Here is a 23,618-nt window from a genome sequence, read left to right as displayed (position 1 = left end):
AAAAAAAAGCCATGAATCTAGATTCATGGCCTTCAAGACTACTTTTGTATGATACCGCCAAACCGTACGGCCCTTCCGATGCATCACGAGTGATGGACTCTTCGTTTGGAGCTGATTTAGGTAGTTCCCCCGAAACCTAATTATCGAGCAAATCACCATAACCAACAAGTTGGTCAGGTGCCAAATTTCAGAACTTCACCAGACGGACCTGTTTTAAAAACAGTAACACGCTCTTTTATATAACGTATTTCCTTCGGACCGTACCTTTTGGTATGGCAGTTTCATAAAATTATTATAATCTCAATACTTTATTACATTTGAATAAGACATCGACTGCCTATTCTTTTTTCCAAACCAAAAGTATTCTATGTATAATCGGGGGAGTTGCAGTAAAAATAAGCAATTTCCGATGAAAAACACTTTTTTTCATAGATAAAGACCTTATGCTGTCGTGCCGTAAGGCTCTGTTTTTCAATGACAAACCCATAATAACCTTTTAACAGGCTACGGCTTCATTAAATCTGTGACTTTCAATTTATGAACGGAAGTCTTTCAAGGTTTTTTACTTCCTAAGACCGATTGCTCCAAATCGCTTTCTTCCAGTGCATAAGCGTCCTCCGGTATCATTTCATTTTGGTCACTCTTCAAAGCTGCTACCAAGAGCGTCAAAACTAGAAGAGCGAACATAATCGCACACTTTTTCATGGTGTTGTACTTTAACTGTAGACTAAGGGCAAACTATACTATACCTTGACAAACAAGGAAACACAACATAAATTATTAAGACCAAATCTAGCTCAAGCCCCTTATCCTCAAACGGCATTATGTATAAATGGTGCCGAATTCTGTATAAATGGCATCTGTTCAGGTCATTTATCGATTCTGATCCGTTTTACTCATTTTATGGCCAATTTTCGGTATATAAAGACAGAACCATATTTCACTATTTTTCTACCAACCGTACTTAAATCACTTCAAACGATACATATTCTTAAAGGAACCAAGACAATACTGCTATTTTTGATTAACTTGACTAAGTACAAATAACAGATGATGATAGAAGCGGTAATAGTCGATGACGAAACAAAAGCATTGCAAAGCCTAACTTGGGAACTCACCAATTTTAGTGATGAAATAAAGGTCGTAGCATCCTTTACCAATCCTTTTGAGGCCTTGGACTATTTGGAAAAAAACACCCCGGATTGCCTCTTTTTAGATATTGAGATGCCTACCATGGACGGATTTCAGTTCATTCAAAAACTCAAGAACAAAGATTTTCCCGTTGTTATTACTACGGCATATAACCAATATGCCATAAAGGCCTTGAAGAACGAGGCTATTGACTATCTGTTAAAACCGATCGACACAGATGATCTCAAAGAGACCATTGGCAAAATAAAAAAGTATAATGCCAAAAATTTTACCTCGGAACGATTGGAGAAAATTCTTTTGAACTTCAATTCCAACTCGTTGGACAAAAAGATAATGTTCAGTACCGATGGAAAACTTCTCTTTTTAGAAAGCGATGAAATTCTATATGCCGAATCTGATGGCAATTACAGCACTATCTTTCTTGCCGATGGACAGAAAATCGTTTTGACCAAAAAATTGAAGGAAGTGAACGATATGCTTCCGCAAGAATCTTTTTTTCGAATCCATAACTCATATATCATCAATCTGAACAAAATCAAAGAGTTTCTCAAGACCGATGGCTATGTTGTTCTAAAATCAAATCACAAAATTCCGGTCTCGAGACAAAAAAAATCCGATTTTTTAGATATGCTTTAATTACCATATGAAGTTCTCCACACTCCATATAAAGCAGAAACACCATTTGCAAAGTACATTGCCCAAATACATTTGTGCTTTTTTTATACTGTTTGCATTATCGTATACCAATGCGCAAGATGTAACGGAGTCCCTCAAAAATTCCGTCGATAGCCTCATCAAAACAGCTCCGAAGACCTATAGTGAAATCGATGCCGTATTACGACCTATTAGGAAAGATACCGTGGCCATGCGGTTTTTTCGGCAGAAGCGGCAAAAAAAAACTATCATGCCGGGCAGGCCTACGCACTCAATCATTTGGGCAGAAAATACCGTGATATTTCGCAATTCTCAAAAAGTTTGGCTTTACATCAAAGAGCTTTTGAAATAGCGCAGACTGGTGAAAACCTCGAATTCGAGGTCTATAGCTTGAATATGATCAGTGTCGTTTTTCGGAAGACCGACGCTATAAAATCTGCCCTGGATTATAGTCAGAAAGCCCTAGAATTAGCAGAGACGGTCGAGAACCCCTCAAAGGGACTGAAACGGAGCATCAATGTGTCTTTGAACGGAATAGGAAACATCTACCAAACCTTAGAGCAATACGACCTTGCCATTGAACAGTTTCAAAAATCGATGAAACTCGAAGAAGAACTGGGCAACAAACTGGGCCTAGCCATAAATTATCAAAATATTGGGGAGTGCTATGAAGCCCTCGGAAGACTTGAAGAAGCGCTCCAAAGCTATACCATTTCATTATCCTATAATGAAGAAATCGATTCCGACAAAGGCCGTATTATATGTAAAAACGGAATCGCCCATGTCTATGTTCACCAAGATAAAACCGAAGAAGCCCAACTTATTTTGGAAGAAATTCTACCACAGGCAGTCGAATTGGGTGATCAAGAAATCATCGCCTTGGTGCATATTACCTTAGGATGGACCCTAATAAGCCTCAAGAAATACAAGGCTGCAAAGGGTCATTTACAACAAGGCTTGGAACTTGCTCAAGAATATAACCTTCCGGGGGAAATAGCTCAGGCCAATACGTACTTGTCAGATCTGTCATGGAAACGTGGTGATTATAAAAAAGCCATGGAATATTATAAAGTGGCCGAACATTATGATGACGAAATATCGAACGATCGCAATCTGCGTTATGTGAATGACATGATTCTTCGCTACGAAGCTGAAAAGAAAAGCACCCAGATAGAGGCCTTGGCAAAGGACAATGAAGCGGTAAAACAACGTTTGCAGAAAAGTAAGACGACTTTTTTGATCAGCGGTATTGTGTTGGTCTTTTTGGCAGGTCTTTTTTATATTCTCTATCGACAGTACCAGCTCAAAAGTGATAAAAAAATGTTGACCCTGGAACAGTCGATGTTGCGTAGTCAGATGAATCCGCATTTTCTTTTCAATTCGCTAAATTCCATTAAACTTTATATCATCAACAATGAAAAGAAGAACGCTGTGCACTACCTCAACAAATTTTCAAAATTGGTGCGCAAAATTCTCGAGGCATCTTCTTTAAAAGAAATTCCGCTTGCGGAAGAACTCGAAACCGTTGAACTTTATATGAACATAGAGAACATACGGTTTTCAAATGAAATCGACTTTAAGATTACCATTGAAGATGACATCGATCCACAGTTGGTGAGAATCCCTTCCCTGATTTTACAGCCTTTTTTAGAAAACGCACTTTGGCATGGGTTATCCTCAAAAGAGGGGAAAAAGAAAATTGATCTACAAGTGAGTCGTGGAAAAAACGGATTCATAAATATCACCATTACTGATAACGGGGTCGGTCGTCAGGCTGCAGAAAAAATCAAGGAAAGCAAAGTTCTCAAGAGAAAATCTGTCGGTATCGATATCACCAAAGAACGGCTCGCGAATTTTTCACGAGATTATCAGAACTATTTTAATGTTGAAATTTTGGATCTTTTTGACCAGAACAACAATCCTACGGGCACAAAGGTGGTAGTGCATATACCTACCGTCTAATGTGTTCTTCGGCAACCTGTTCCAATTCTGAATACCACTTCACACCGAACTTTCTTATCAAGGCCTCTTTTACGAATTTATAGATCGGTACTTTTAATTCTGCACCCAATGTGCAAGCGGGATCACAGATTTCCCATTTATGATAATTCACGGCCGTGAGCTCGGTATATTCACGAACCCTTATTGGATAAAGATGGCATGAAACTGGTTTTTTCCACTTCGAGGCCCCTTGGTTATAAGCCTCTTCCAAACCGCATTTCGCGGTTTCGTTTTCAGAAAAAATCATATAGGCACATTCACTATTGTTAACCAATGGGGTTTCCCATTCGCCATCGTCACCTTTCACGAACGCACCTTGTTCTTCGATTGCTGCGATTCCTTCCGGACGTAAAAAGGCCTTGACATCCGAATAGATGTCAACAAGAATTTCAGTTTCCTTATCTTCGAGCGGTGCACCGGCATTACCATCGATACAACATGCGCCTTTACAGGCCGTAAGGTTACAGACAAAATCATTTTCTAATATCTCTTCTGAAATAATGGTTTTTCCAATTTGGAACATTTGACTTATTTAAGGCTTGCAAAGATAGTTTTTAAGTAGGATAATATATTTCCTTTCAAAAACTATTCAATACTTCTTTTAAACGTAAATTTGCCGAAATTTTCAGTTGTGTCCATGGATTTAAACTTTGACATTAGACAAATCGCGACGGCCACTATGGTCTTGTTCGCGGTCATAGATATTTTAGGAAGCGTTCCTATCATTATTACGCTACGAAAAAAAGTTGGACACATTCAATCAGGGAAAGCTTCCATAGTGGCCGCCTGTATTATGGTGGCCTTCCTTTTTGTCGGGGAAGAAATCTTAAACCTTATCGGAATCGATGTGAATTCCTTTGCGGTAGCGGGCGCCCTGATTATCTTCTTTCTTGCCATAGAAATGATCTTGGGTATCTCGTTATATCGCGATGATGAACCCGAAAGTGCTTCAGTTGTTCCTATCGCCTTCCCTTTGATCGCCGGTGCCGGAACGCTTACCTCACTGCTATCCCTCAGAGCGGAATACCATGTGGAAAATATTATCGTCGCCATTGTGGCCAACACGATTTTTGTATATCTTGTATTGAAATCATCCAAAAAAATAGAGAAAGTATTGGGCAAGGGTGGCCTGAACGTGATACGAAAAGTTTTTGGTGTAATTTTGATGGCCATTGCAGTAAAGCTGTTCACAACCAATATCAATCAGCTTTTGTCATGAACAAGATACGACTAGATGAACAAAACCCTTTCCATAATATTAATTGTTCTGGGCATCGCCTTGATTGCTTACAATGTCACTTTGGTGAATTTTGAAAATCCGTTGGAAGGCAATAGCATCATTGCGATCATAGGCATTATTGCATCGCTTTGTGCCATTGTACTTTTGCTTATTTATATTACTTCGAAGAAAATTCAAAACAAGCTGAACGAAGAATAGGGTAGGTCAAGGTTAATTCTTTGACTCAATTTCCTCCGCCTCTCCTTGTTTCACTACAGGGTTGTCAAGTTCCAAAACCTGTTTCAGCATTGTATCGGCCGAGCTTTTGATCAAGGCATGTACATTTGGTCCGAATAGTTGATCTGCTATTGCCGCTTTCAAGTAGAGCTTTATGGGTTCTTCATAATCATAAAACCCCATGTTCAATTTTCTGCCAATGCAATAGTCGACAAATCGTTCGAATAGAATATCATCGACCTTAAAGTCGGCTATGAATTCTTCTTTTGAATAGTCGGTATACCGTTTTCTATCTTCTTCTAAGTGTTCAAAAATAAAAAAGGATATAAAACCATAACTGTCCATGCTTTCCACGGCCTCTTCTTCATTGGTGCCTATTGGAACGAATATATCGGGAATAATGCCGCCACCGCCATAGACCACCTTACCTCTTGGAGTGGTAAATTTAAGCGAGTCTGCCACCTTGATGCTATCCACGGAGACCATTTCTCCATTATGGTAACGGTCGGTAAACTTTTTATAGTAGTCTTTATGTCCCTTATCATATGATTTTTGAATGGAGCGGCCCGTGGGTGTATAATATCGTGATACGGTCAAACGAACGGCCGAACCGTCGCCGAGTTCCATTTCGCGCTGCACGAGACCTTTACCAAATGAACGACGGCCTACAATAGTACCTATATCATTATCTTGAAGTGCCCCGGCAATGATCTCACTGGCCGAAGCGGATCGTTCATTGATAAGCACATAGACCGGCTTATCTTCAAAACTTCCTTCATCGGTAGCATATATTTTGTCAACTTTTCCCTTTTTGTTCTTGGTAAAGAGAATCAGTTTCCCATCTTGCAAAAACTCATCGGCCATTTGTTCGGCAATACCCAGATATCCTCCGGGATTATCGCGAAGATCGAGGGTCAATTTTGTGGCACCTTGTTTTCGTAACTCCCGTAGGGCGGACTTGAATTCCTTAAATGTCGATTCGGCGAAGCGATTAACCTTGATATAGCCCATATCGCTCGTCAACATGTAATAGGCCGTCACACTTTTAATTGGGACCACATCACGTTTTACATTCACTGTAAATATGCGGTCTTCGCTTTTACGGTATACGGTTAATTTCACTGTAGATCCCTTTTTTCCCTTCAACTTTTCTACCACGGAATCACTGGCCAGATCCTTGCCGTAAATGGTATCATTATCGGCCATCAATATACGGTCTCCCGGCTTTATACCCTTTAGGAAACTTGGGCCGTTCTCGATAGTGCGGATTACCGCAATGGTATCTTTATAAGGATAAAAATTAATACCGATCCCTACGAAATCACCTTTCATATTTTCGGAAACCTTATCCATTTCCTGTTTGGGAATATAGACAGAATGGGGATCCAGCTTTTCCAAAATATTATTTACCGTAACGTCAACAATGCTGTCGGTATCGATTTCGTCAACGTATTCGTAGTCGATGTAGTCGATCAGCCGATTGAGCTTATCTTTTTTTGAGTTGGTCGTAAAAAGTCTTTCAGGCGTATCGTTGAAATGTAACTTGCCACCAACGAAAATACCCGCCGCAAGTACGGCTGCAAGAATAAAGGGTCCTAAGTAACGGTATTTCTTTTTCATTGCTTCTTTGGAAAATTTATACGGTCGTTTCAATGATTGGCATATGCACCAGCTCGACTCCCGCTCTGCTCAAAAATTCTAATCCAGAATCATCTTTATAGGCAATTTGATAGACTACACGTTTTATGCCAGACTGATGAATCAGCTTGCTACATTCTCTACAGGGTGACAATGTAATGTACAACGTTGCACCTTCACAAGATTGTGTGGAAGAGGCCACCTTCGAAATCGCATTGGCCTCAGCGTGTAAAACATACCATTTGGTATATCCTTCTTCGTCTTCGCAAATATTTTCGAAGCCTGTAGGCGTTCCATTATAGCCATCGGAAATAATCATACGGTCCCTAACAATTATCGCACCTACCTGCTTGCGTTCGCAGTACGACAGTTTGCCCCATTCTTGGGCCATTCTTAAATAGGCTTTATCGTATTTTTCCTGTTTAGCGGGTTTCATTCAATCCAATAATCTTCGAATACGAATTTACCTGTTTTAAGAAACCCGAACACGATTATAAGGTTAAATTTAACACACCTCCCCTAGAATGTCCCTTGGTAAGTCAATCGTGACCTTACACAGGAAACGTCGCTATCAACATCGGTATTGTTACAAGTAGGATTAAAATAGAGACTGAAACAATAAAAATCGTTTTCTTGACCCTTAAAACCGATTGAAAGAGATACGTCACACTCAAAACGGCCAAAACTACCGTAAGTTGTGAAAGTTCGATCCCCGTTGCAAAGCCTAAAAGCGGACCTAATTTTTCCTCTTCACCCGCCATGAGCATATTGAAGTAATTGCTAAAGCCAAAACCATGAATCACTCCAAAAAAAGCGGTAGCAATAACATGCAGTAAAATCGTTTTATGTTCGGTATCACTTTTGGCGTAAATGATGTTAAAGACCGCTGTCAATAAAATGGTCAGTGGAATAAGGAATTCTATCAAACCTACATCCATAATCAAAACACCATAAGCTGAAAGACCCAAAGAAAGACAATGTGTTATCGTAAAAACGGTCGCAAGCAACAGTACTTTTTTCCAATTTTTAAATGTAAAAGGAACAGCTAACGCCGCTAAAAAAAGAATATGGTCGTAGGCCCCCAGATCCAAAACATGTTCGAGACCAAGTTTGATATAAAACCAGAAATCCTGCATATTTATAAGTCTTCAGTTGGCAGTTGCAGTAAGCAGTTCAAAGCTATCTTCGCGAGCCCCAAGCAACGTTTAAGGCCCAAAGATAAGAACCTTCAATTTTCGACTTTGAGAAAATTTGCAGGAGTTCTATTGAAAAACAACACTGCCGACCGCAACCGCATACTATTCACTTTAATTTAATCCTCTTTCCTTTTGTATTTGTTCGTAGGCCTTTTGTACCTCCTTGAACTTTTCCTCGGCTCCCTTCTTGATGGCTTCATCCTCGGTATTTACCCGATCGGGATGGTACTTTTTGGCCATGGTGCGATATGCCTTTTTTATTTCTTCGTCGGTTGCCGTTTTTTCAATCTCCAAAATCTTGTAAGCATTGTCGGCCGACTGTACGAACATGGCCATAATACTCTCAAAGTCGCGAAGAGCCACTCGAAGATATCCTGCAATTTCACGAATTTTGTTGATTTCGGGGTTGCTCACACTCCCATCGGCCTGTGCAATACCAAAAAGAAAATGTAATAATTGAAGGCGAACTTCATATCTGGTACGTTGGTTCAAATACGCACAGATGCGCCGGGCCGAAATCTCATGTTTTTTATTGATATCGTTAAAGGTTCTAAAAATAGCATTGGCCTTTTCCTTTCCGTAAGTACTGACAAAATATTGTTGCACGTAATCCATTTCGCGCTTACTAACGGTACCATCGGCCTTAATAACAATAGAGCAAAGGGAGAGCAGGTTCAGCTCAAAATCGGCCGGACTCACATTCTGTCGCGTGAGGTCGCCCAAAATAGTCTTTGCCCTTCCGCCACTGCCTGTCAGGTTATCGATGAAGCTGCCGACCAAAAACCCTAATATCGCCCCGGGAAACCGAAAAAACGAGTAACCTAATATGGCAGCGAGCCATTTAATCATTTGAATATAAATTTTTTCAAAGATAAGCTCCCTCTGTCTCCCTCACAAGGGATGGGATTTATAAGCCCAACAAAACGTCAAGTTCAAGATTAAAATACGACAAAACTCCTATCTTTGTAATCCATTTAAAATTTAAAAAATTATGTATCCCGCAGAATTAGTAAAACCGATGAGAGACGACTTGGCCATGGCCGGGTTCGAAGAATTATATACGGCCGAAGCGGTCAAAAAGGCAATCACCCAAGAAGGCACGACACTCGTGGTCGTAAACTCCGTTTGTGGATGTGCCGCTGCCAATGCAAGACCTGCTGCCAAAATGAGTTTGATGAACGACAAAAAACCAGATCATATCGTCACTGTATTTGCCGGTGTCGATACCGAAGCGGTCGATGCGGCGCGAAACCTGATGGTACCTTTTCCTCCATCATCGCCGAGTATGGCACTTTTTAAAGATGGTGAATTGGTACATATGATCGAACGCCATCATATCGAAGGAAGACCGGCCGAACTCATCGCACAGAATTTGACCGAGGCGTATAACGAGTTCTGTTAGCCATCTCCCTCCAGCCCCCTCTCCCAAAGAGAAGGGGAGTTTAAAAGATTATATTGAAAAACCACTTCGTCAAGGAGTGGTTTTTTATTTTTGCAGTATGCAGAAAATCTTGGCTTGTCCACTCACCATTATCTATCTGATCTTGTTCGGATTTTGCTTGGTCGTTTTTCATCCGATACAATGGATCTGCTTTAACCTATTTGGATATTCGGCTCACGGAAAAAGTGTAGCGCTCTTAAACCTCTGCTTGATGCGCTGTACACATACACTCGGTACGACATATACTTTTGACAACCGCCATGACATTCCAACAGATAGGCCACTAATAATTGTCCCAAACCATCAGAGCATGCACGATATTCCACCTATAATCTGGTATATGCGCAAGCATCATCCGAAATTCGTGAGCAAGATCGAATTGGGAAAAGGCATTCCCAGTGTTTCGTACAATCTTAGACATGGCGGTTCGGTATTGATCGATAGGAAGGATAGCAAACAGGCCCTTGCACAGATTGCAAAACTGGGTAGGTATATCGAACAACATAACCGAAGTGCCGTTATTTTTCCGGAGGGCACACGAAGCCGTACCGGGCATCCGAAAAAATTTCAACCTACCGGACTCAAAATGTTAATGAAAAATGCTCCCTCGGCCCTCGTTGTTCCCATTAGCATCAATAATTCATGGAAAATGTTGAAGTATGGAAAATTCCCTTATGGAATAGGTAATCATTTGACTTTCGAGGTACACCGCGCAATTGAAATTTCAAAAAACCTCGACGAAATGGTCGCCCAAACGGAAGCCTTAGTAAATTCAGGAATCAAAATCGAAGCATGACCGATACGCAACTGGTCGAAGAGACCATTACTTTTGTTAAAGAGACACTGCAAGGGGCCGAAGGCGGACATGATTGGTTTCACATTCAACGGGTCTTTAAAAATTCGTTGCTAATCGCTAAAGACGAGAAGGTCGATATCTTGATTGTAAGTCTTGCCGCACTTTTACATGACATCGCCGATGCAAAATTCCATGATGGTGATGAGAAGGTCGGTCCAAAATTGGCACAACAATTTCTAAGTTCGCTGCCAGTAGACAAAAAAGTAGCGCAACATGTCGTAAAGATTATCGAGAACATCTCCTTTAAAAACAGTCTTGAAAAAAATCAAAAATCAAAATTCAGTTCTTTAGAATTACAGGTCGTTCAAGATGCCGACCGCCTTGATGCCATCGGAGCAGTAGGAATTGCCAGGGCCTTTAATTATGGCGGATTCAAGAATCGGGAAATACACAATCCGGAAATTCCTCCGAAACTAAATCTTACCAAAGCAGAATACAAAAAATCAAAAGCTCCGACCATCAACCATTTCTATGAAAAGCTCTTATTCCTAAAGGATAAAATGAACACCAAAACCGGCAAAAAACTGGCCGAAGAACGGCACCAGTTTATGCTTGATTATTTGGAGCAGTTTTATAAGGAGTGGAATGCCAATTCCTAAAGCGAATCAAGAAATCTTCTATTTTATTTGCGATTCAAGAACGCGAAGCTTCTTACTCAGATGCTTTTTTTCAAGTTCATTGTGGGTCAACTTGATAGCTTCTTTTATCGCTTTCCTTGAATCTTTCAGGTTCTTTAATTCATACAGAACTTCGGCCCTAATGGCATAAAACAGCGCATTTTTAATAAAATATGAGCTTCTTTCGAAATTTTGAAGTGCTCCTACTGCCGCATTGGGTCCAAATACTTTGTGAAGCGGAACAATTCTATTTAATTCAACGATAGGTGAATACTGTCGTTGCAATTGAAGGTCGTACAATTTTAAAATGCGTTTCCAATCGGTTTCTTCAAAACTTGGAGCCGTGCAATGATAATATGATATTGCGGCCTGCAAATGATAGTCCGAAGGATCTGAGGGCACCGAGGCATCTTCTAAATGCCGTATTCCTTCTTGAATCAAATCCTTATTATAAAGGTTTCTATTTTGATGTTCCATATCGACCATTTCTCCTTGATCATCTATTCTTGCATCAAATCTAGAAACATGAAAGCACATCAGGGCAATCAGCGCATGCACATCTGGCCGATTACAATATTTGTTGTTGGATAACAGCAGCGCCAACCGAATGGCCTCAAGACATATATCTTTCTTAATCAAATTTTCACCAGAAGTAGTCGCATACCCTTCTGAAAAAAGCAGATAAATTATTTTTAGAACAATGTTCAATCTCGATTTTAGTCCCAATTCTACTGGTGTTTCCAGTGTCTGAACATGTACTTTCAGTCTTTTTTTGCCCTGGTAAACGATTTGGCCACGGCTTCCTCTTTTTTCAACATCGCTCTTGCGATTTCTTTATTTCCAAAACCACCAATCAATTTTAAACTTAAAATAATCTGGTATTCTTTTGATAAGGATGGGTGACAGCATGCAAAAATCATTTTCAGCTGGCTATCATTGATAGTATAGTCCAGTTCAATTTCATCCGGCATTGTTTTTTCTTTTTCTAAGCTCCGGTCATTTTCATCAAAAATTATCTTTTTATCCCTTCGAAGTGAGTCGATCAGTTGATTGTTTGCTACCCGAAGTAGCCAAGCCGTGGGATTTTTCGGTGGCCCTTTATAGCCCCAGACCTGCATGGCCTTTATTAAAGATTCCTGAACGGCATCCTCTATTTTCTCTAAATAGGACGGGGCGAATTTGTGAACCAGGTAGGAGATTATCTTACCGTATTCATGTCGAAAGACATGCGCTACGAAATGATTGTTTTTTGACTGCTCCATACCTTACATGTAAAAAGTCCGATAATCTTATCGGACTTTGGTTTGATTTTCTATGCAATCTTTACATGTTCATCGACATGATTTCGCGAACCTCGACATTACCGGCATGCTCGAAAATTGGACAGCCTTTTGAAATCTCTACGGCTTCGTTCAAATCGTCCGCTGTGACTATCAGGTAGCCACCAACGACTTCGGCCCCTTCGGCAAATGGTCCATCGGTAATGACTTCACCGGCCTTTTCGACTACTTTTCCATCCCCTGATAATGGTAGACCATCCACCAGTTTGCCTTGTTCTTTAAGGCCGGCCATCCAAGCGCCCCATTTTTGCATATGGGCCTCAACTACCTCTGGTGGTTGCTGCTTCCATTCTGCGTCTCCGCCCCTAAATAAATACAAAAAATTACTCATGATTATATTGTTTTATATGTTACTACGAGCTAAAGACGTACCGCCAAAGCCCTATTGGACAATTTTTTAAAATTTTTCAAAACAAGCGCATTTGCCTATCCTTGTAATGTTCATGCAATTCAGTATTCAATTTAGGAAAAGATTTATTCTTAAAATAAGTATGTCTTGCCAAACGTACAAGATCATGGATTTGAGCGGCAATCTTGCCCTCGCCACGGCTTCTGATACCGAATCGGCTATCATTCAGAGTTCCGCCATGGCAATCCTCGATTTGGCGCAATACCTTATCGGCCCTATTGGGCATGGTTTTTTTTATCCAATCGGTAAAGATTCCCCCGATGGCACCGTTCAGACGTACTACGGTAAAAGCGAAAGAAGATGCCCCATGTTCAGAAACCGCCTTGGCCAAGTTCATAATTTCATGGCTATTTATGCCCGGAATGATAGGTGCTAACATCGCATTGACCGGAATGTTGTTTTCCGAAAGGATTTTGATGGTCCGCAAACGCCTTTTTATGGTGGCGGTCCTTGGTTCTAAAATTCGTCTTGTTTCCTCCGATAATGAGGTAACCGAAACGTTCACTCCGACCAGATTATCTTTTGTCAATTCCTTAAGGATGTCCAAATCTCTTAAAATTAGGGCGTTTTTGGTAATCAACCCGACGGGATGCCGGTATTTCAAGAATACTTCTAAACACTCTCGGGTAATACCAAATTTTTTTTCGGCTGGCTGGTAGCAATCCGTATTTCCGGAAAGTACTATGGTACAGGCTTTCCAGTTCTTGCTCTTTAATTTGGATTCTAGAAGCTTAGCGGAATCTTTCTTGACCAAAATTTTGCGCTCAAAGTCCAATCCGGCACTATATCCCCAAAATTCATGGGTGTTTCTGGCATAGCAATAGATACATCCATGTTCACAACCCTGATATGGATTCATGGAATACATCATCCCCACATCGGGACTCGTCACCTTGTTCACAATAGTCTTGGGGAAAATAGGAATGTACTGCGTTCTATTATTATCGGCTTCCTCTCCTTCGATACGGCAGAATTCTAAAAAATCATCTCGGGTCTCGTAAATATGCTCCAAAAAACGATTGGGCGTGTTCTGTTGCGCTCCTCTTCCTTTACGAAATTCTTGTTGTTTCAATATGTGGATTTATTCCAAATTTATGGAATATTTCCATAATATGAAATATTCTATATGTTAAAGAAAGGTGGGTAAATGATATACTTTGATTATTTCCGGAAAGCAATTTATTCCTCTTTACAAACCGATCGGTTTCTAGAGTCTCTTTATAGGATATAGACCAACATGGCACTGAATTTTATCGATATAAATCAATATTACATCCAGAGTTGTCAACATCTATTGTATTCTGACAAACAATCAAACAGACCAAGTAGTCTGTTCGATACGTTCTTGTGTGAAGGAATATATTATTGAATTGCGACCCGTACCAGCTGTTTTTTTGTGCCTCTTTTGGCGTAAAACAGTAGGTTGTCATTAGAATCGTTGATCAAAGGTGTCGAAACCATTAAGGGTAATCTTGCGTCTTTATCATCGATGAGTTTTTCAAAGCTGATTTTTCCTGCCTTGTCCAACTGTATCACAAAAACATTTCGATTACGACTCAACCCTTGTTTAAAGAGTAAGCGCTCCCCACTCAATAATTGTGGATTCTCTGATGCGGTACTAATGAAAAAATAGGTCTTACCATCTTTACTTATCGAACTGTAGGAAGCATAGGCACCATCGCCCTGGGTAACTTCTGCCTTATTGATGTTCCGTATCCAAGCCACATCGCCTGACGCGCTCAACTTGGCACTGACAATGTCATTATGGTGAAAACGCTCTACTTTGACCCTACCACCACTTGAATTGGACTGTACACTTGTCGTAACAAAGTATTCTTCGGCATTGTACAGTATGGATCCATCATTGGTTACGGCAACATTTTTAAAGACAAGGTTCTTGATTTCCTTATCATCTTCACGACCGAACTTATCCATCATGAATTGGGCTGAGAACGGGTTGTATTTTTTGGATTTTATGGCCAAACTGTTCGGATCGAGCTCAAAATATGAGAGGCCGTTGTAGCGATTATCTTTTCTATCGGCATAGAACCCAAGACATAATAGTTTGTCGCCGGCAAAAACCGGTTTTAGCGCTTCAGAATATTTTCCGGGGTCGTCGAACGTCTGTATTTTGGCTCCACTGCTGGAAATTTGGATCATTTCGTACTGAAACTTACGCTCGGTCGCTTGAAAACGCTTTTTCTTGAAGTAGGCCTTGCCAACGATATAGGCCTTCTGAAGGTCTTTTGAAAAGGCGATATTTTCAAAGGAATAATTCTTTTCTTCGACCTCGGCCGAAAAATCATGGGTTATCACCTTTTTTAGACTTGAATTGAACAGGTAAATGAAATGTTGGTTATTCTTTCCTTTTTTAAAATGCGCGCTAATTACAAAAGCGGATTTCGCATCATCGAATAAGACCGAAGTCGTAAACCCAGAAGTAAAATTGCGATTGTAGTAATTTCTGTCCAAAGGTTCGCGTACCTCATCTGAAGGTATCGAAAGAATCGTTTCAGTTGTAAAACTTATCTCGTCCATCGGACTACGGTGCACGATATATTCATATGAAAGCGAATCGTAGTTATAGTCTAAGAAAAGCAGGTAAATTTGTCCGTTTCTTACATAGCCGTCCACGAAATTCGCATTTTTCAGCTTGTAATTGTATTCCGAAACCAACTGTAGATTCTCATCGTAGGTCTCTATAAAATATCCCTTTGGTCGGAGGATCATTCCAGTAAAATAGGCTCGTACCAAGACAGTTCCACCTTTCTCGTTATCGGAAATTGTCAATAGGTTCGAATATTTATACCTATCGCTATATTTTTCTCCAAGCGTATGTTTGACAGGTATTTCCTGAGCTTTTGGGGCTATAAAGGCCACTAGGAAAAAAAGTGTGGTTAGACTTTTTCGCAGGTTCATAAGTAGGTTGTTTGGGGACGTGCTATTTGCCGGGAAACACAGCTTTTCGTTTTTCGAGGAAGGCCGTAGTTCCTTCTTTAAAATCGGCCGTTCCGAAGCAAGCTCCAAAAGCTTCTATTTCGGAAGCAAATCCGTCGTTACTATGTTTAAAACCCGCATTTACCGCTTTTATTGCATTACTGATCGCCACAGGGGAATTATTGGCAATTCTCATTGCTATCTTTTCGCATAAGGGTAACAGTTCTTCTTGGGATACGACATGGTTCACCAAACCATACTCCTTGGCCTTTTCAGAATCTATCATTCCCGCCGTCATGATGAGTTCCATGGCCCGGCCCTTACCGATTAATTGTGGTAACCGCTGTGTGCCGCCATACCCTGGAATGACACCCAAAGACACCTCGGGAAGTCCCATTCTTGCAGTATCACTGGCCAATCGAAAATGACAGGCCATGGCAAGTTCGAGTCCGCCACCCAAGGCAAAACCATTTACCGCTGCAATTACGGGAGTGGAGAGGTTTTCCACAAAATCGAATAACAGCTCTTGACCTTTTTTAGCTAGTTTTCCACCCTCCTTCACCGAAAAATCGGCAAACTCGGCAATATCGGCACCAGCAACAAATGCTTTTTCGCCACTACCTGTAACAATGATGGCCTTAACTTTTTTGTCTTCATCCAACATTTTAAGCCCATCGTGCAATTCCTGAATAGTTTCTCGATTCAGTGCGTTCAGCTTATTTGGCCTATTTATAGTGATTATGGCCCATTGCGTTTTTTCGGCAATTAATAGATTATTGAATTTCATAACTCTTACGATTCGATTAGTAAACTAAACAGCTTTCATTAACTCTCCCTTCGGAAATTTGACGGTGAAAACGGTGCCTTTTCCTGGCTGTGACGTAAAGTCAATGCTTCCCCTATACGTTTCCACTATATTTTTGACCATTCCGAGGCCAAGACCCATTCCACTGGACTTCGTAGTGAATTTAGGTTCAAAAATCTTTTCCTTGAAATCGTCGGATATTCCAATACCATTGTCGGCCACCGAGATTTTGACCATATTCTCTTCCGAAGTGACAGACACCAATATTCGGGGCGATTCAACTTCAGGAACTGCCTGTATCGCATTCTTCACCAAATTGGTAACCACACGTATTAACTGTGTACGATCTAACTTCGCAATGATTTCTTTCTCCTCGGAAATAAAATGGATATAATCCTCATTAAAAATATCGAGGGCCAATTTTACGATTTTCACCACGTTCAATGTTTCATTCTGTTGGGCGGGCATCTCGGCAAAATTCGAGAATGCCGAGGCGATACTACTCATCGTATCGATTTGTTGAATCAATGTTTTTGAATATTCAGAGACTTTTTTTCGATATCGGAATCTTTAGGGTCGAACTTACGTTGAAAGCTTTGCACACTCAACCGCATGGGGGTCAACGGATTTTTAATCTCGTGCGCCACTTGTTTAGCCATCTCGCGCCACGCCTGTTCTCGTTCACTACGCGCTAATTTCACTGCACTTTTCTCAAGTTCGTCGATCATGGCATTATAAGAGTCCACGAGTTTTGCAATTTCTTCGCTGGGCCCCTCGATAAAGATTTTCTCGTTTCTCCTGGTAAAATCTGTCTTGCTCATCATATCGGAAACCGTCTGCAAGGATCGTGTAATGTATTTTGAGATAAAATAGGCCAGTCCTATTGCAATAAGCAACATAATAAAATAAACTCCGCCCAATCTTGCCAAAAATTCTCGGAGTTCCATATCATTAAAAGTATTGTCCTCAAAATAGGGCATATTCAAAATGCCTATCGTTTTGAACTTTCTGTCGGTGATGTATGAATATGAAGATTGATATCGATCTCCTGCAGCTGATTTTTCCTCTACATAGCGCTTGTCGGCACTACCCTGTAGATAATTCAACACCTCGGCATCCAAACAATTGGAAATAGAGTCGTTTTCGAATTTAGGTCTGGAACTCTTTATAAGTTGACCTTCTAAGTCATAGATATTGAAATTCTTGTTCTGCACATCGGCAATTTCATAAATTTCATCCCTGAAAATCAGTCCTAAATTTTCTGTCGTCGGCGGATAGGTAGTTTTACGCAAGGTATATTCAATACTTTGTCGAATCTGTTCTTCTTTGCGCTCCATACGATCTTCATGATAATCTCGTAGTTGCTCACGATATTGATAGACCGCAATACCCGATATCAAGACAGAAGATATCAGCACCAATAAGATCATGGCAAAGAAAATGCGAAATCTAAGAGATAACTTTTTGAACAAGTGTCTTGGTTTTTCGTGTTAAAGGTAGCAAATATCACGCCATATCAAGAGCAAGCTCAAGTGTCAAGCGCAAGTTCAAAATTTTATAAGGCTACGCTGTTCGAGCTTGAACTTTTTAGGCTTCAGGGTTTTTCTCGCGGACCCGTTTGTAGAGTTTGATGCCTAGCATCAGTAGAATGCCTAAAACGATTATTCCTACAACTCCAAAAATCCAGTTGACGGCACTTTTTAAGATGGCCAAAAAGACGATGGCAAAAAGAACAATTGTTGCCACTTCGTTCCAAATACGCATATAGTTGGAGGTGTAATTTACCTCATCACGCTGCAATTGGTTGAAAATGATATGGTTTCTTATATGATAAACTATCAAAAGCACAACGAACGCCAACTTTACGTGCATCCAAGGTTGTTGTAGCCATTGGGGCATGATTACCAACAACCAAATCGCAAATAGGGTGCATAAAATCGCTGAAGGCCATGTAATAATGTACCATAACCGTTTCGTCATCAACTTCAATTGGGTCGTCAAAATCTCTTTTTCAGGAGATTGTTTTTGGGAAGCCTCAATATGATAAATGAACAATCTTGGAATATAGAACAGCCCCGCGAACCAGGTCACGACGAAAATCAGATGTAGGGCTTTGATATAGTTGTACAACGAAGTTCAAGGTTTAACGTTAAAGGTTCAAAGTTAACGAATCAACCTTGAACCTTAAACTTTGAACCTTTAGAACCGTATCGCCCCGATACCGGCCTCCCAAAGTTTTTTATTGAAGGCAGGAATAGCTGTCTTGCTTAATGCATCGACCCTTGATTTTAAACCTTTCCATTGCGAATCCAGTTCTGCTCTTCGATCGTGCGACGATTTGTTTACCCTTGGAATGCTACTGTTGGTCGCATCGATCAAGAAAAGATATTCAGCGGTAAATTTATTCGGGAAGTTTTCCACGTCATCGTAAGCTTGGGATTTTCGTTGCACCATATCCTCGTCCCAAGCATCCATTTCTTCCAATAATTTTTGACCTTCGGCTTTCAAGGAAGCATTATCCAAGGTTTTTAATACCTCTTTTAGTTGCCCTTGCGCCTTGAACAACGTATTGACGGTATTGTGCATTTCTGTCAGGTTTGCCTCCAGTTCGTTCATAAAGCCGTGATATTCTTCATATTGCCCTTCCTTGGTTTCAAATAAGGGGTTAGGGACAATCGTACCTTTTATACTCACGGTCTTCTCATCGACTTTTATAGTTATGGTGTAATCCCCAGGAGGGACGACATGCCCTCTAAACCTGGCCTCCATATAAACCCCGGGAATACCAGGAAGCAAATCGGTCTTCATATCCCATACAAAACGGTTGAGACCTTCTTTTTTAGAAATTGTTGGGGCAGGCGGTGGTCCACCTCCATTGTGCGGTTTGTAGTCTTTATCTTTTTCCGAGGAAAAACTGCGCACCAGATTTCCTTTGGCATCCTTAATTTCCATGGAAACAGGCACAGAATCCAACCCTTTCGGAAGCTCATAATAGAGCACCATTCCACTTGCTGGGTTAACTCCTACAAAGTCAGTACTGCCATCGAACTCGTCGATGTTACCGCTCATGGGGCTGCCCCACGAACCGTTCAGGGCATCGTCAGGTTTGTAAATCTTGAACCCTTTTTCGGTATTTTTTTGTGCCAAGACCGAAATATCGTCCAAAATCCAAAAAGACCTTCCAGAAGTAGCAACGACCAGATCACCGCGATGTACCTTTACATCGGTAATCGGTGCGGTCGGCAAATTCAATTGTAAGGGTTCCCAAGATTTTCCGCCGTTCCAAGAGAGGTAGACCCCTTTTTCGGTTCCTGCATACAATAAATCCCTTCGATCCTTATCCTCTCGAACAACACGCGTAAAAGAGCCATAGGGTATGCCTGTGCTGATGTTCGCCCAAGTCTTGCCATAGTCGGTGGATTTATATAGTGCGGGCGTATGGTCATTAAACTTATATTTTGTAGTGGCAATATACACCGTAGCCGGGTCATGTGGAGAAATTTCCATAGCATTGACCAAGGTCTCTCCCAAATTTTTTGGAGTGATATTTTGCCACGTCTCCATATTATCTTTGGTAATATGTACCAGCCCGTCATCACTGCCCGTGTAAAAAATACCAGCTTCATGGGGCGATTCGACCATATAGGCAATCGTGCCGTAATTTTCTGCACCTACGGCCTCATTAGTATATGGGGCGCCACCATTGCCCTGTTTTTCATCAATGTCACGGGTAAGGTCTGGTGAGGCTTCTTCCCAATTTATACCTCTGTCTCTCGTACGCAAAACGAGTTGCGCACAGTGATAATAGGTATCTGGTTCGTGAACCGATTTTAAGGTGGGCGCGTTCCAATTGTATAAATATTTCATGTCTCGCGCCTCACGGCCCAAATATTGGATCGGTGCCGTAAAGACATTTGTCGTCGCCTTCGATTTCACATCGAGCAGCTCAAGGCTTCCTAAATATCCTCCGCCCATAACAAATCTCGGGTCATCGGGATCAAAGGCCAAAAAGGCACTTTCACCACCAGCGGAAGCACTCCAGTTGCGCTCCGAAATGCCACTGCTTCCCAAGGAAAGGCTAGCTATCTTTACCGAAGAATTATCCTGTTGTCCTCCATAGATATTATATGGAAAAAGGTTGTCCAAATCGATACGATAAAATTGGGCCGTGGGCATAATATCTTGGGTCGACCAGTGCCGCCCGAAGTCAAACGTAATGGCGGCGCCACCGTCATCGGCCAAGACCATGTTGTCCGAATCGTTCGGATTTATCCAAAGATCATGGTAATCGCCATGGGCAACATTCAGATCTTCCCAGGTCTTTCCACCATCGATGGACCGTAAAAATGGTGCGCTCATCACATAGACCACATTCTCGTTGTTGGGATCCGCAAATACCTCGATATAGTACCACGCCCTTTGTACTAAACGGTTGTCGCCACTGACCATACTCCAGTTTTTTCCGGCATCGTTCGATACGAAAAGTCCGCCTTGGTCCTTATTGCTATCGCTTTCAATCAAAGCCCAAACTTTATTCGAATTTTCAGGACTCACGGCTACCGCCATTTTCCCTTTTTCTTTGGGAAGACCTTCCATCAGCTCCGTCCAAGTTTCTCCAGCATCCGTTGATTTGTAGAGTCCGCTACCTTCGCCACCGCTGATCATTACATTGGGATCCCGTTCATGATGCCAAAGTGCCGCGTACAAAATATCTGGCGCGTTGGCATCCATCGAAAGTTCAACTGCCCCGCTAAGATTGTTCTTGTAAAGTGTCTTTTTCCAAGTCACTCCTCCATCGGTACTTTTATAAACGCCACGTTCCTCGGTCGGGCCATACAAAGCTCCTTGGGCCGCGACATAAACAATATCAGGGTTTTTAGGATGGATACGGATACGAGAAATATGTTGGGTCTTTTCCAATCCCATCCTTTTCCAAGTCTTTCCCGAGTCGGCAGATTTATAGACCCCATCTCCATAAGAGGCCATGACACCCCGGGGCGCATGCTCGCCCATACCTACATAAATTACGTTCGGATCTGAGACGGAAACTTCTACAGCGCCCACGGATCCCATTTCAAAAAATCCATCGGAAATATTATTCCAATGTTGTCCGGCATCAGTGGTTTTCCAGAGTCCGCCACCCGTCGTACCCATATAATAGGTCCTCGGGTCGCCAACCACGCCCGTTGCGCAAACGGACCGCCCACCACGGAAGGGACCAATATTTCGGTACTTCATGGGTTTGAAATATTCTTCTGCTGTCTGGCAAAAGGCCGAAACACTCGTTAAGAATAGTAGAAGAAAGATTGAATTTTTCATTGAGATATAGGTTTTACACGTTTAGTTTTTCTCTGATTTCAATTGGCAATACGTTCAATCTCTACCCAAAACGGAAATATCCTTTTCGATTTTGATGTATAAAAAGGGACCAGATCACCATCAATATTGGGCAGATGCACATTTTTCATTTCAAGGATATCAATGTTGGTTCGATTATTTTCAAATTGATTAATAATCGCTCCAGTTTCCATGTACATTTTACCAATCTCATCTAAAGGTTCAATGAACTTGAATTTGACATTATAATGACCTTCCTCAATTTTGACCCTCCATTTTCCATAGACCTCCTCTTGATCCCAAATGTTACGTTCACCGCCTGCGTCATTTCGATTCAAAAATACTGGGTTTTCATACTGGGTGCCTATGTGAATACTCGGAGGATTTATTAAATTTTCGGAAGCGGTCAATTCAAAAAAAAGCCGTTCCAACTCTTCCAAGAGGCCAGTGGCAATAGAACCATTTTCAGTGACGATATTTTTTTGTTCGTAAGGATCTTTGCTCAAATCAAAGAGTTCAAAATCTTTTGGTTTAGCATTATAGTCTGTACGACCAACTAATTTGTAGTTGCCTTTTTGAATTGAAACATTTTGATATTTCTCTGGATATCGCCTTGTCCAGTATGAAAAAAAGAACGGTCCTCATAACCATTCGTTCCATCGGTCAATAAGGGAAGGAGACTTCTTCCATCAATTTTTCGATCCTGAGGAACTTCCAAACCACATATTTCGGCCACTGTTGGAAGTACATCAATGTGAGCCGACATTGCTTCGATATCGGAACCCTTTTTAGCAAGTTTCGGATATCTAAGATAAAAAGGTACTCGGGTACCGCCACGATAGACACTTCCTTTTCGGCCACGCATACCGGCCACATAGCGCACTTGCTGCGGGCCATTATCGGTCATAAAAATGACCAAGGTGTTATCGGCAATCTTTAGCGTTTCCAAAGTATTCAGCAATCTTCCAATATTGTCATCAATATTATCGACCATGGCATAGACCTTTCGGGCATCTTCCTTGTCTTTTTCACTCATCTCGGTAAAAGGTCGATTATCATCAAACCCTGAGGATGGGTCAATATCTTTATATTTTTGATAGTATTTATCAGGAACTTGCAAGGGCGTATGCGGGGCATTGAAGGAAAGATAACAGAAGAAAGGTGATTTCCGATTCGCAGCTATGAAATCCAAAGCCTTGTTGGTAAAAATATCACTGCAATACCCTTTATAGGATTCTTGTTTGCCATTGTGCCACAATACCGGGTCATAATAACTGCGGTCACCTTGAAACCAAGTCGTAAAATCACCAACCTGACCCATTCCACCGGATAGGTGAATGACCGATTCATCGAAACCCTGATCCATCGGTCGTGATGGATAACTATCCCCTAAATGCCATTTTCCAAAAATGCCCGTGCGGTAATTCGCCTCCTTCAATAATTCAGCAAGGGTCACCTCACCGGTTGCCATGATGGCACCCCCATTATACGTATCCCGCACGCCTGTGCGCAATGAATTGCGCCCAGTCATCAGACTAGCCCTTGTGGGTGCACAGACCGGGGAAACATAAAAATTATTGAATCGAACACTTTTTTTGGCGAAGGCATCGAGATTCGGTGTTTTTACATGCGGATTACCGTTTGTACCCAAATCACCATACCCTTGGTCATCGGTAATTATTATGATGACATTGGGTCGTTCGGAGGTTTGGGCCCACATCGCAAAATGCAGCACCCAAAACGCCATGACGAAAAAAGAGCCATATTTTTTATTCATTC

The 23,618-nt window shown here is 41.3% G+C and carries 25 protein-coding genes and 1 pseudogene; 9 read left to right on the top strand and 17 right to left on the bottom strand.

Annotated features, from left to right (window positions below; genetic code table 11):
* Nucleotides 1–11 precede the first annotated feature (11 nt).
* On the top strand, nucleotides 12–140 hold the full coding sequence (locus N8A86_RS09770) for a hypothetical protein (protein ID WP_273568897.1): 129 nt from the start codon (nucleotides 12–14) through the stop codon (nucleotides 138–140).
* A 412-nt stretch (nucleotides 141–552) separates the two neighbouring features.
* Here N8A86_RS09770 and N8A86_RS09765 read toward each other — a convergent pair whose 3' ends face one another.
* Nucleotides 553–705, bottom strand: coding sequence for a hypothetical protein (locus N8A86_RS09765; protein ID WP_273568896.1), 153 nt, complete (start codon nucleotides 703–705; stop codon nucleotides 553–555).
* 348 nt (nucleotides 706–1,053) lie between these two features.
* Here N8A86_RS09765 and N8A86_RS09760 point away from each other — a divergent pair, with 348 nt between their 5' ends.
* From N8A86_RS09760 to N8A86_RS09750, 3 genes are read left to right on the top strand one after another with little or no spacing between them, the layout of a single operon-like run.
* A complete protein-coding gene (locus N8A86_RS09760; RefSeq protein ID WP_273569049.1) occupies nucleotides 1,054–1,788 on the top strand; it encodes a LytR/AlgR family response regulator transcription factor in 735 nt (244 codons plus the stop codon).
* Nucleotides 1,789–1,795: 7 nt separating this feature from the next.
* On the top strand, nucleotides 1,796–2,158 hold the full coding sequence (locus N8A86_RS09755; protein ID WP_273568895.1) for a hypothetical protein: 363 nt from the start codon (nucleotides 1,796–1,798) through the stop codon (nucleotides 2,156–2,158).
* A complete protein-coding gene (locus N8A86_RS09750; RefSeq protein ID WP_273568894.1) occupies nucleotides 2,128–3,768 on the top strand; it encodes a tetratricopeptide repeat-containing sensor histidine kinase in 1,641 nt (546 codons plus the stop codon). Before N8A86_RS09755 ends, N8A86_RS09750 begins: the two co-directional genes overlap by 31 nt.
* On the opposite strand, the gene N8A86_RS09745 is transcribed toward N8A86_RS09750, so the two are convergent.
* Complete coding sequence (locus N8A86_RS09745; RefSeq protein ID WP_273568893.1) at nucleotides 3,758–4,330, bottom strand: DUF3109 family protein; 573 nt, start codon at nucleotides 4,328–4,330, stop codon at nucleotides 3,758–3,760. The genes N8A86_RS09750 and N8A86_RS09745 overlap by 11 nt on opposite strands.
* A gap of 114 nt (nucleotides 4,331–4,444) precedes the next feature.
* Here N8A86_RS09745 and N8A86_RS09740 point away from each other — a divergent pair, with 114 nt between their 5' ends.
* Together N8A86_RS09740 and N8A86_RS09735 are read left to right on the top strand one after the other, a co-directional pair.
* On the top strand, nucleotides 4,445–5,026 hold the full coding sequence (locus N8A86_RS09740; protein ID WP_273568892.1) for a MarC family protein: 582 nt from the start codon (nucleotides 4,445–4,447) through the stop codon (nucleotides 5,024–5,026).
* A 15-nt stretch (nucleotides 5,027–5,041) separates the two neighbouring features.
* The gene (locus N8A86_RS09735; protein WP_273568891.1) at nucleotides 5,042–5,245 is read left to right on the top strand and encodes a hypothetical protein; all 204 of its coding nucleotides are present in this window, start codon (nucleotides 5,042–5,044) and stop codon (nucleotides 5,243–5,245) included.
* Nucleotides 5,246–5,257: 12 nt separating this feature from the next.
* Here N8A86_RS09735 and N8A86_RS09730 read toward each other — a convergent pair whose 3' ends face one another.
* The 4 genes from N8A86_RS09730 to N8A86_RS09715 form a co-directional block, all read right to left on the bottom strand.
* Nucleotides 5,258–6,883 carry a S41 family peptidase gene (locus N8A86_RS09730; protein WP_273568890.1) on the bottom strand — a complete coding sequence of 542 codons (1,626 nt, stop codon included), beginning with the start codon at nucleotides 6,881–6,883 and terminating at the stop codon, nucleotides 5,258–5,260.
* Between the two features lie 16 nt (nucleotides 6,884–6,899).
* On the bottom strand, nucleotides 6,900–7,337 hold the full coding sequence (locus N8A86_RS09725) for a deoxycytidylate deaminase (RefSeq protein WP_273568889.1): 438 nt from the start codon (nucleotides 7,335–7,337) through the stop codon (nucleotides 6,900–6,902).
* 115 nt (nucleotides 7,338–7,452) lie between these two features.
* Nucleotides 7,453–8,037: a HupE/UreJ family protein gene (locus N8A86_RS09720; RefSeq protein WP_273568888.1), complete on the bottom strand. Its 585-nt coding sequence runs from the start codon at nucleotides 8,035–8,037 to the stop codon at nucleotides 7,453–7,455.
* A gap of 171 nt (nucleotides 8,038–8,208) precedes the next feature.
* The gene (locus tag N8A86_RS09715; RefSeq protein ID WP_273568887.1) at nucleotides 8,209–8,946 is read right to left on the bottom strand and encodes a TerB family tellurite resistance protein; all 738 of its coding nucleotides are present in this window, start codon (nucleotides 8,944–8,946) and stop codon (nucleotides 8,209–8,211) included.
* A 142-nt stretch (nucleotides 8,947–9,088) separates the two neighbouring features.
* On the opposite strand from N8A86_RS09715, the gene N8A86_RS09710 reads away from it, so the two are divergent.
* From N8A86_RS09710 to N8A86_RS09700, 3 genes are all read left to right on the top strand, one after another.
* A complete protein-coding gene (locus N8A86_RS09710; protein WP_273568886.1) occupies nucleotides 9,089–9,499 on the top strand; it encodes a BrxA/BrxB family bacilliredoxin in 411 nt (136 codons plus the stop codon).
* Nucleotides 9,500–9,596: 97 nt separating this feature from the next.
* Nucleotides 9,597–10,334 (top strand): lysophospholipid acyltransferase family protein, encoded by a 738-nt coding sequence (locus N8A86_RS09705; RefSeq protein ID WP_273568885.1) that lies wholly within the window; start codon nucleotides 9,597–9,599, stop codon nucleotides 10,332–10,334.
* Nucleotides 10,331–10,993: an HD domain-containing protein gene (locus tag N8A86_RS09700; RefSeq protein ID WP_273568884.1), complete on the top strand. Its 663-nt coding sequence runs from the start codon at nucleotides 10,331–10,333 to the stop codon at nucleotides 10,991–10,993. The genes N8A86_RS09705 and N8A86_RS09700 overlap by 4 nt, the downstream gene beginning before the upstream one ends.
* Before the next feature lie 18 nt (nucleotides 10,994–11,011).
* Here the strand turns inward: N8A86_RS09700 and N8A86_RS09695 are convergent, their stop codons facing one another.
* The 11 genes and pseudogenes from N8A86_RS09695 to N8A86_RS09645 form a co-directional block, all read right to left on the bottom strand.
* On the bottom strand, nucleotides 11,012–11,737 hold the full coding sequence (locus N8A86_RS09695; RefSeq protein WP_273568883.1) for an RNA polymerase sigma factor: 726 nt from the start codon (nucleotides 11,735–11,737) through the stop codon (nucleotides 11,012–11,014).
* Between the two features lie 35 nt (nucleotides 11,738–11,772).
* Complete coding sequence (locus tag N8A86_RS09690; protein WP_273568882.1) at nucleotides 11,773–12,273, bottom strand: sigma-70 family RNA polymerase sigma factor; 501 nt, start codon at nucleotides 12,271–12,273, stop codon at nucleotides 11,773–11,775.
* A gap of 61 nt (nucleotides 12,274–12,334) precedes the next feature.
* Nucleotides 12,335–12,682: a YciI family protein gene (locus tag N8A86_RS09685; RefSeq protein ID WP_273568881.1), complete on the bottom strand. Its 348-nt coding sequence runs from the start codon at nucleotides 12,680–12,682 to the stop codon at nucleotides 12,335–12,337.
* A gap of 76 nt (nucleotides 12,683–12,758) precedes the next feature.
* Entirely contained in the window at nucleotides 12,759–13,832 is a 1,074-nt protein-coding gene (locus N8A86_RS09680; RefSeq protein WP_273568880.1) for a PA0069 family radical SAM protein, read from the bottom strand.
* Between the two features lie 290 nt (nucleotides 13,833–14,122).
* Entirely contained in the window at nucleotides 14,123–15,679 is a 1,557-nt protein-coding gene (locus N8A86_RS09675) for a hypothetical protein (protein ID WP_273568879.1), read from the bottom strand.
* 22 nt (nucleotides 15,680–15,701) lie between these two features.
* On the bottom strand, nucleotides 15,702–16,484 hold the full coding sequence (locus tag N8A86_RS09670) for an enoyl-CoA hydratase/isomerase family protein (protein ID WP_273568878.1): 783 nt from the start codon (nucleotides 16,482–16,484) through the stop codon (nucleotides 15,702–15,704).
* Nucleotides 16,485–16,508: 24 nt separating this feature from the next.
* Nucleotides 16,509–17,932, bottom strand: a pseudogene (locus N8A86_RS09665) (sensor histidine kinase).
* A gap of 157 nt (nucleotides 17,933–18,089) precedes the next feature.
* The gene (locus N8A86_RS09660; RefSeq protein ID WP_273568877.1) at nucleotides 18,090–18,632 is read right to left on the bottom strand and encodes a CopD family protein; all 543 of its coding nucleotides are present in this window, start codon (nucleotides 18,630–18,632) and stop codon (nucleotides 18,090–18,092) included.
* A gap of 69 nt (nucleotides 18,633–18,701) precedes the next feature.
* A complete protein-coding gene (locus tag N8A86_RS09655) occupies nucleotides 18,702–21,821 on the bottom strand; it encodes a glycosyl hydrolase (protein WP_273568876.1) in 3,120 nt (1,039 codons plus the stop codon).
* A 38-nt stretch (nucleotides 21,822–21,859) separates the two neighbouring features.
* A complete protein-coding gene (locus N8A86_RS09650) occupies nucleotides 21,860–22,345 on the bottom strand; it encodes a hypothetical protein (RefSeq protein WP_273568875.1) in 486 nt (161 codons plus the stop codon).
* A 50-nt stretch (nucleotides 22,346–22,395) separates the two neighbouring features.
* Nucleotides 22,396–23,616 (bottom strand): arylsulfatase, encoded by a 1,221-nt coding sequence (locus tag N8A86_RS09645; RefSeq protein ID WP_273568874.1) that lies wholly within the window; start codon nucleotides 23,614–23,616, stop codon nucleotides 22,396–22,398.
* Between the last annotated feature and the right edge of the window lie 2 nt (nucleotides 23,617–23,618).

It is taken from the genome of Maribacter halichondriae (genome assembly GCF_027474825.1).
GTDB classification, from domain to species: domain Bacteria; phylum Bacteroidota; class Bacteroidia; order Flavobacteriales; family Flavobacteriaceae; genus Meishania; species Meishania halichondriae.
This window is presented reverse-complemented; position numbering and strand designations above follow the sequence as displayed.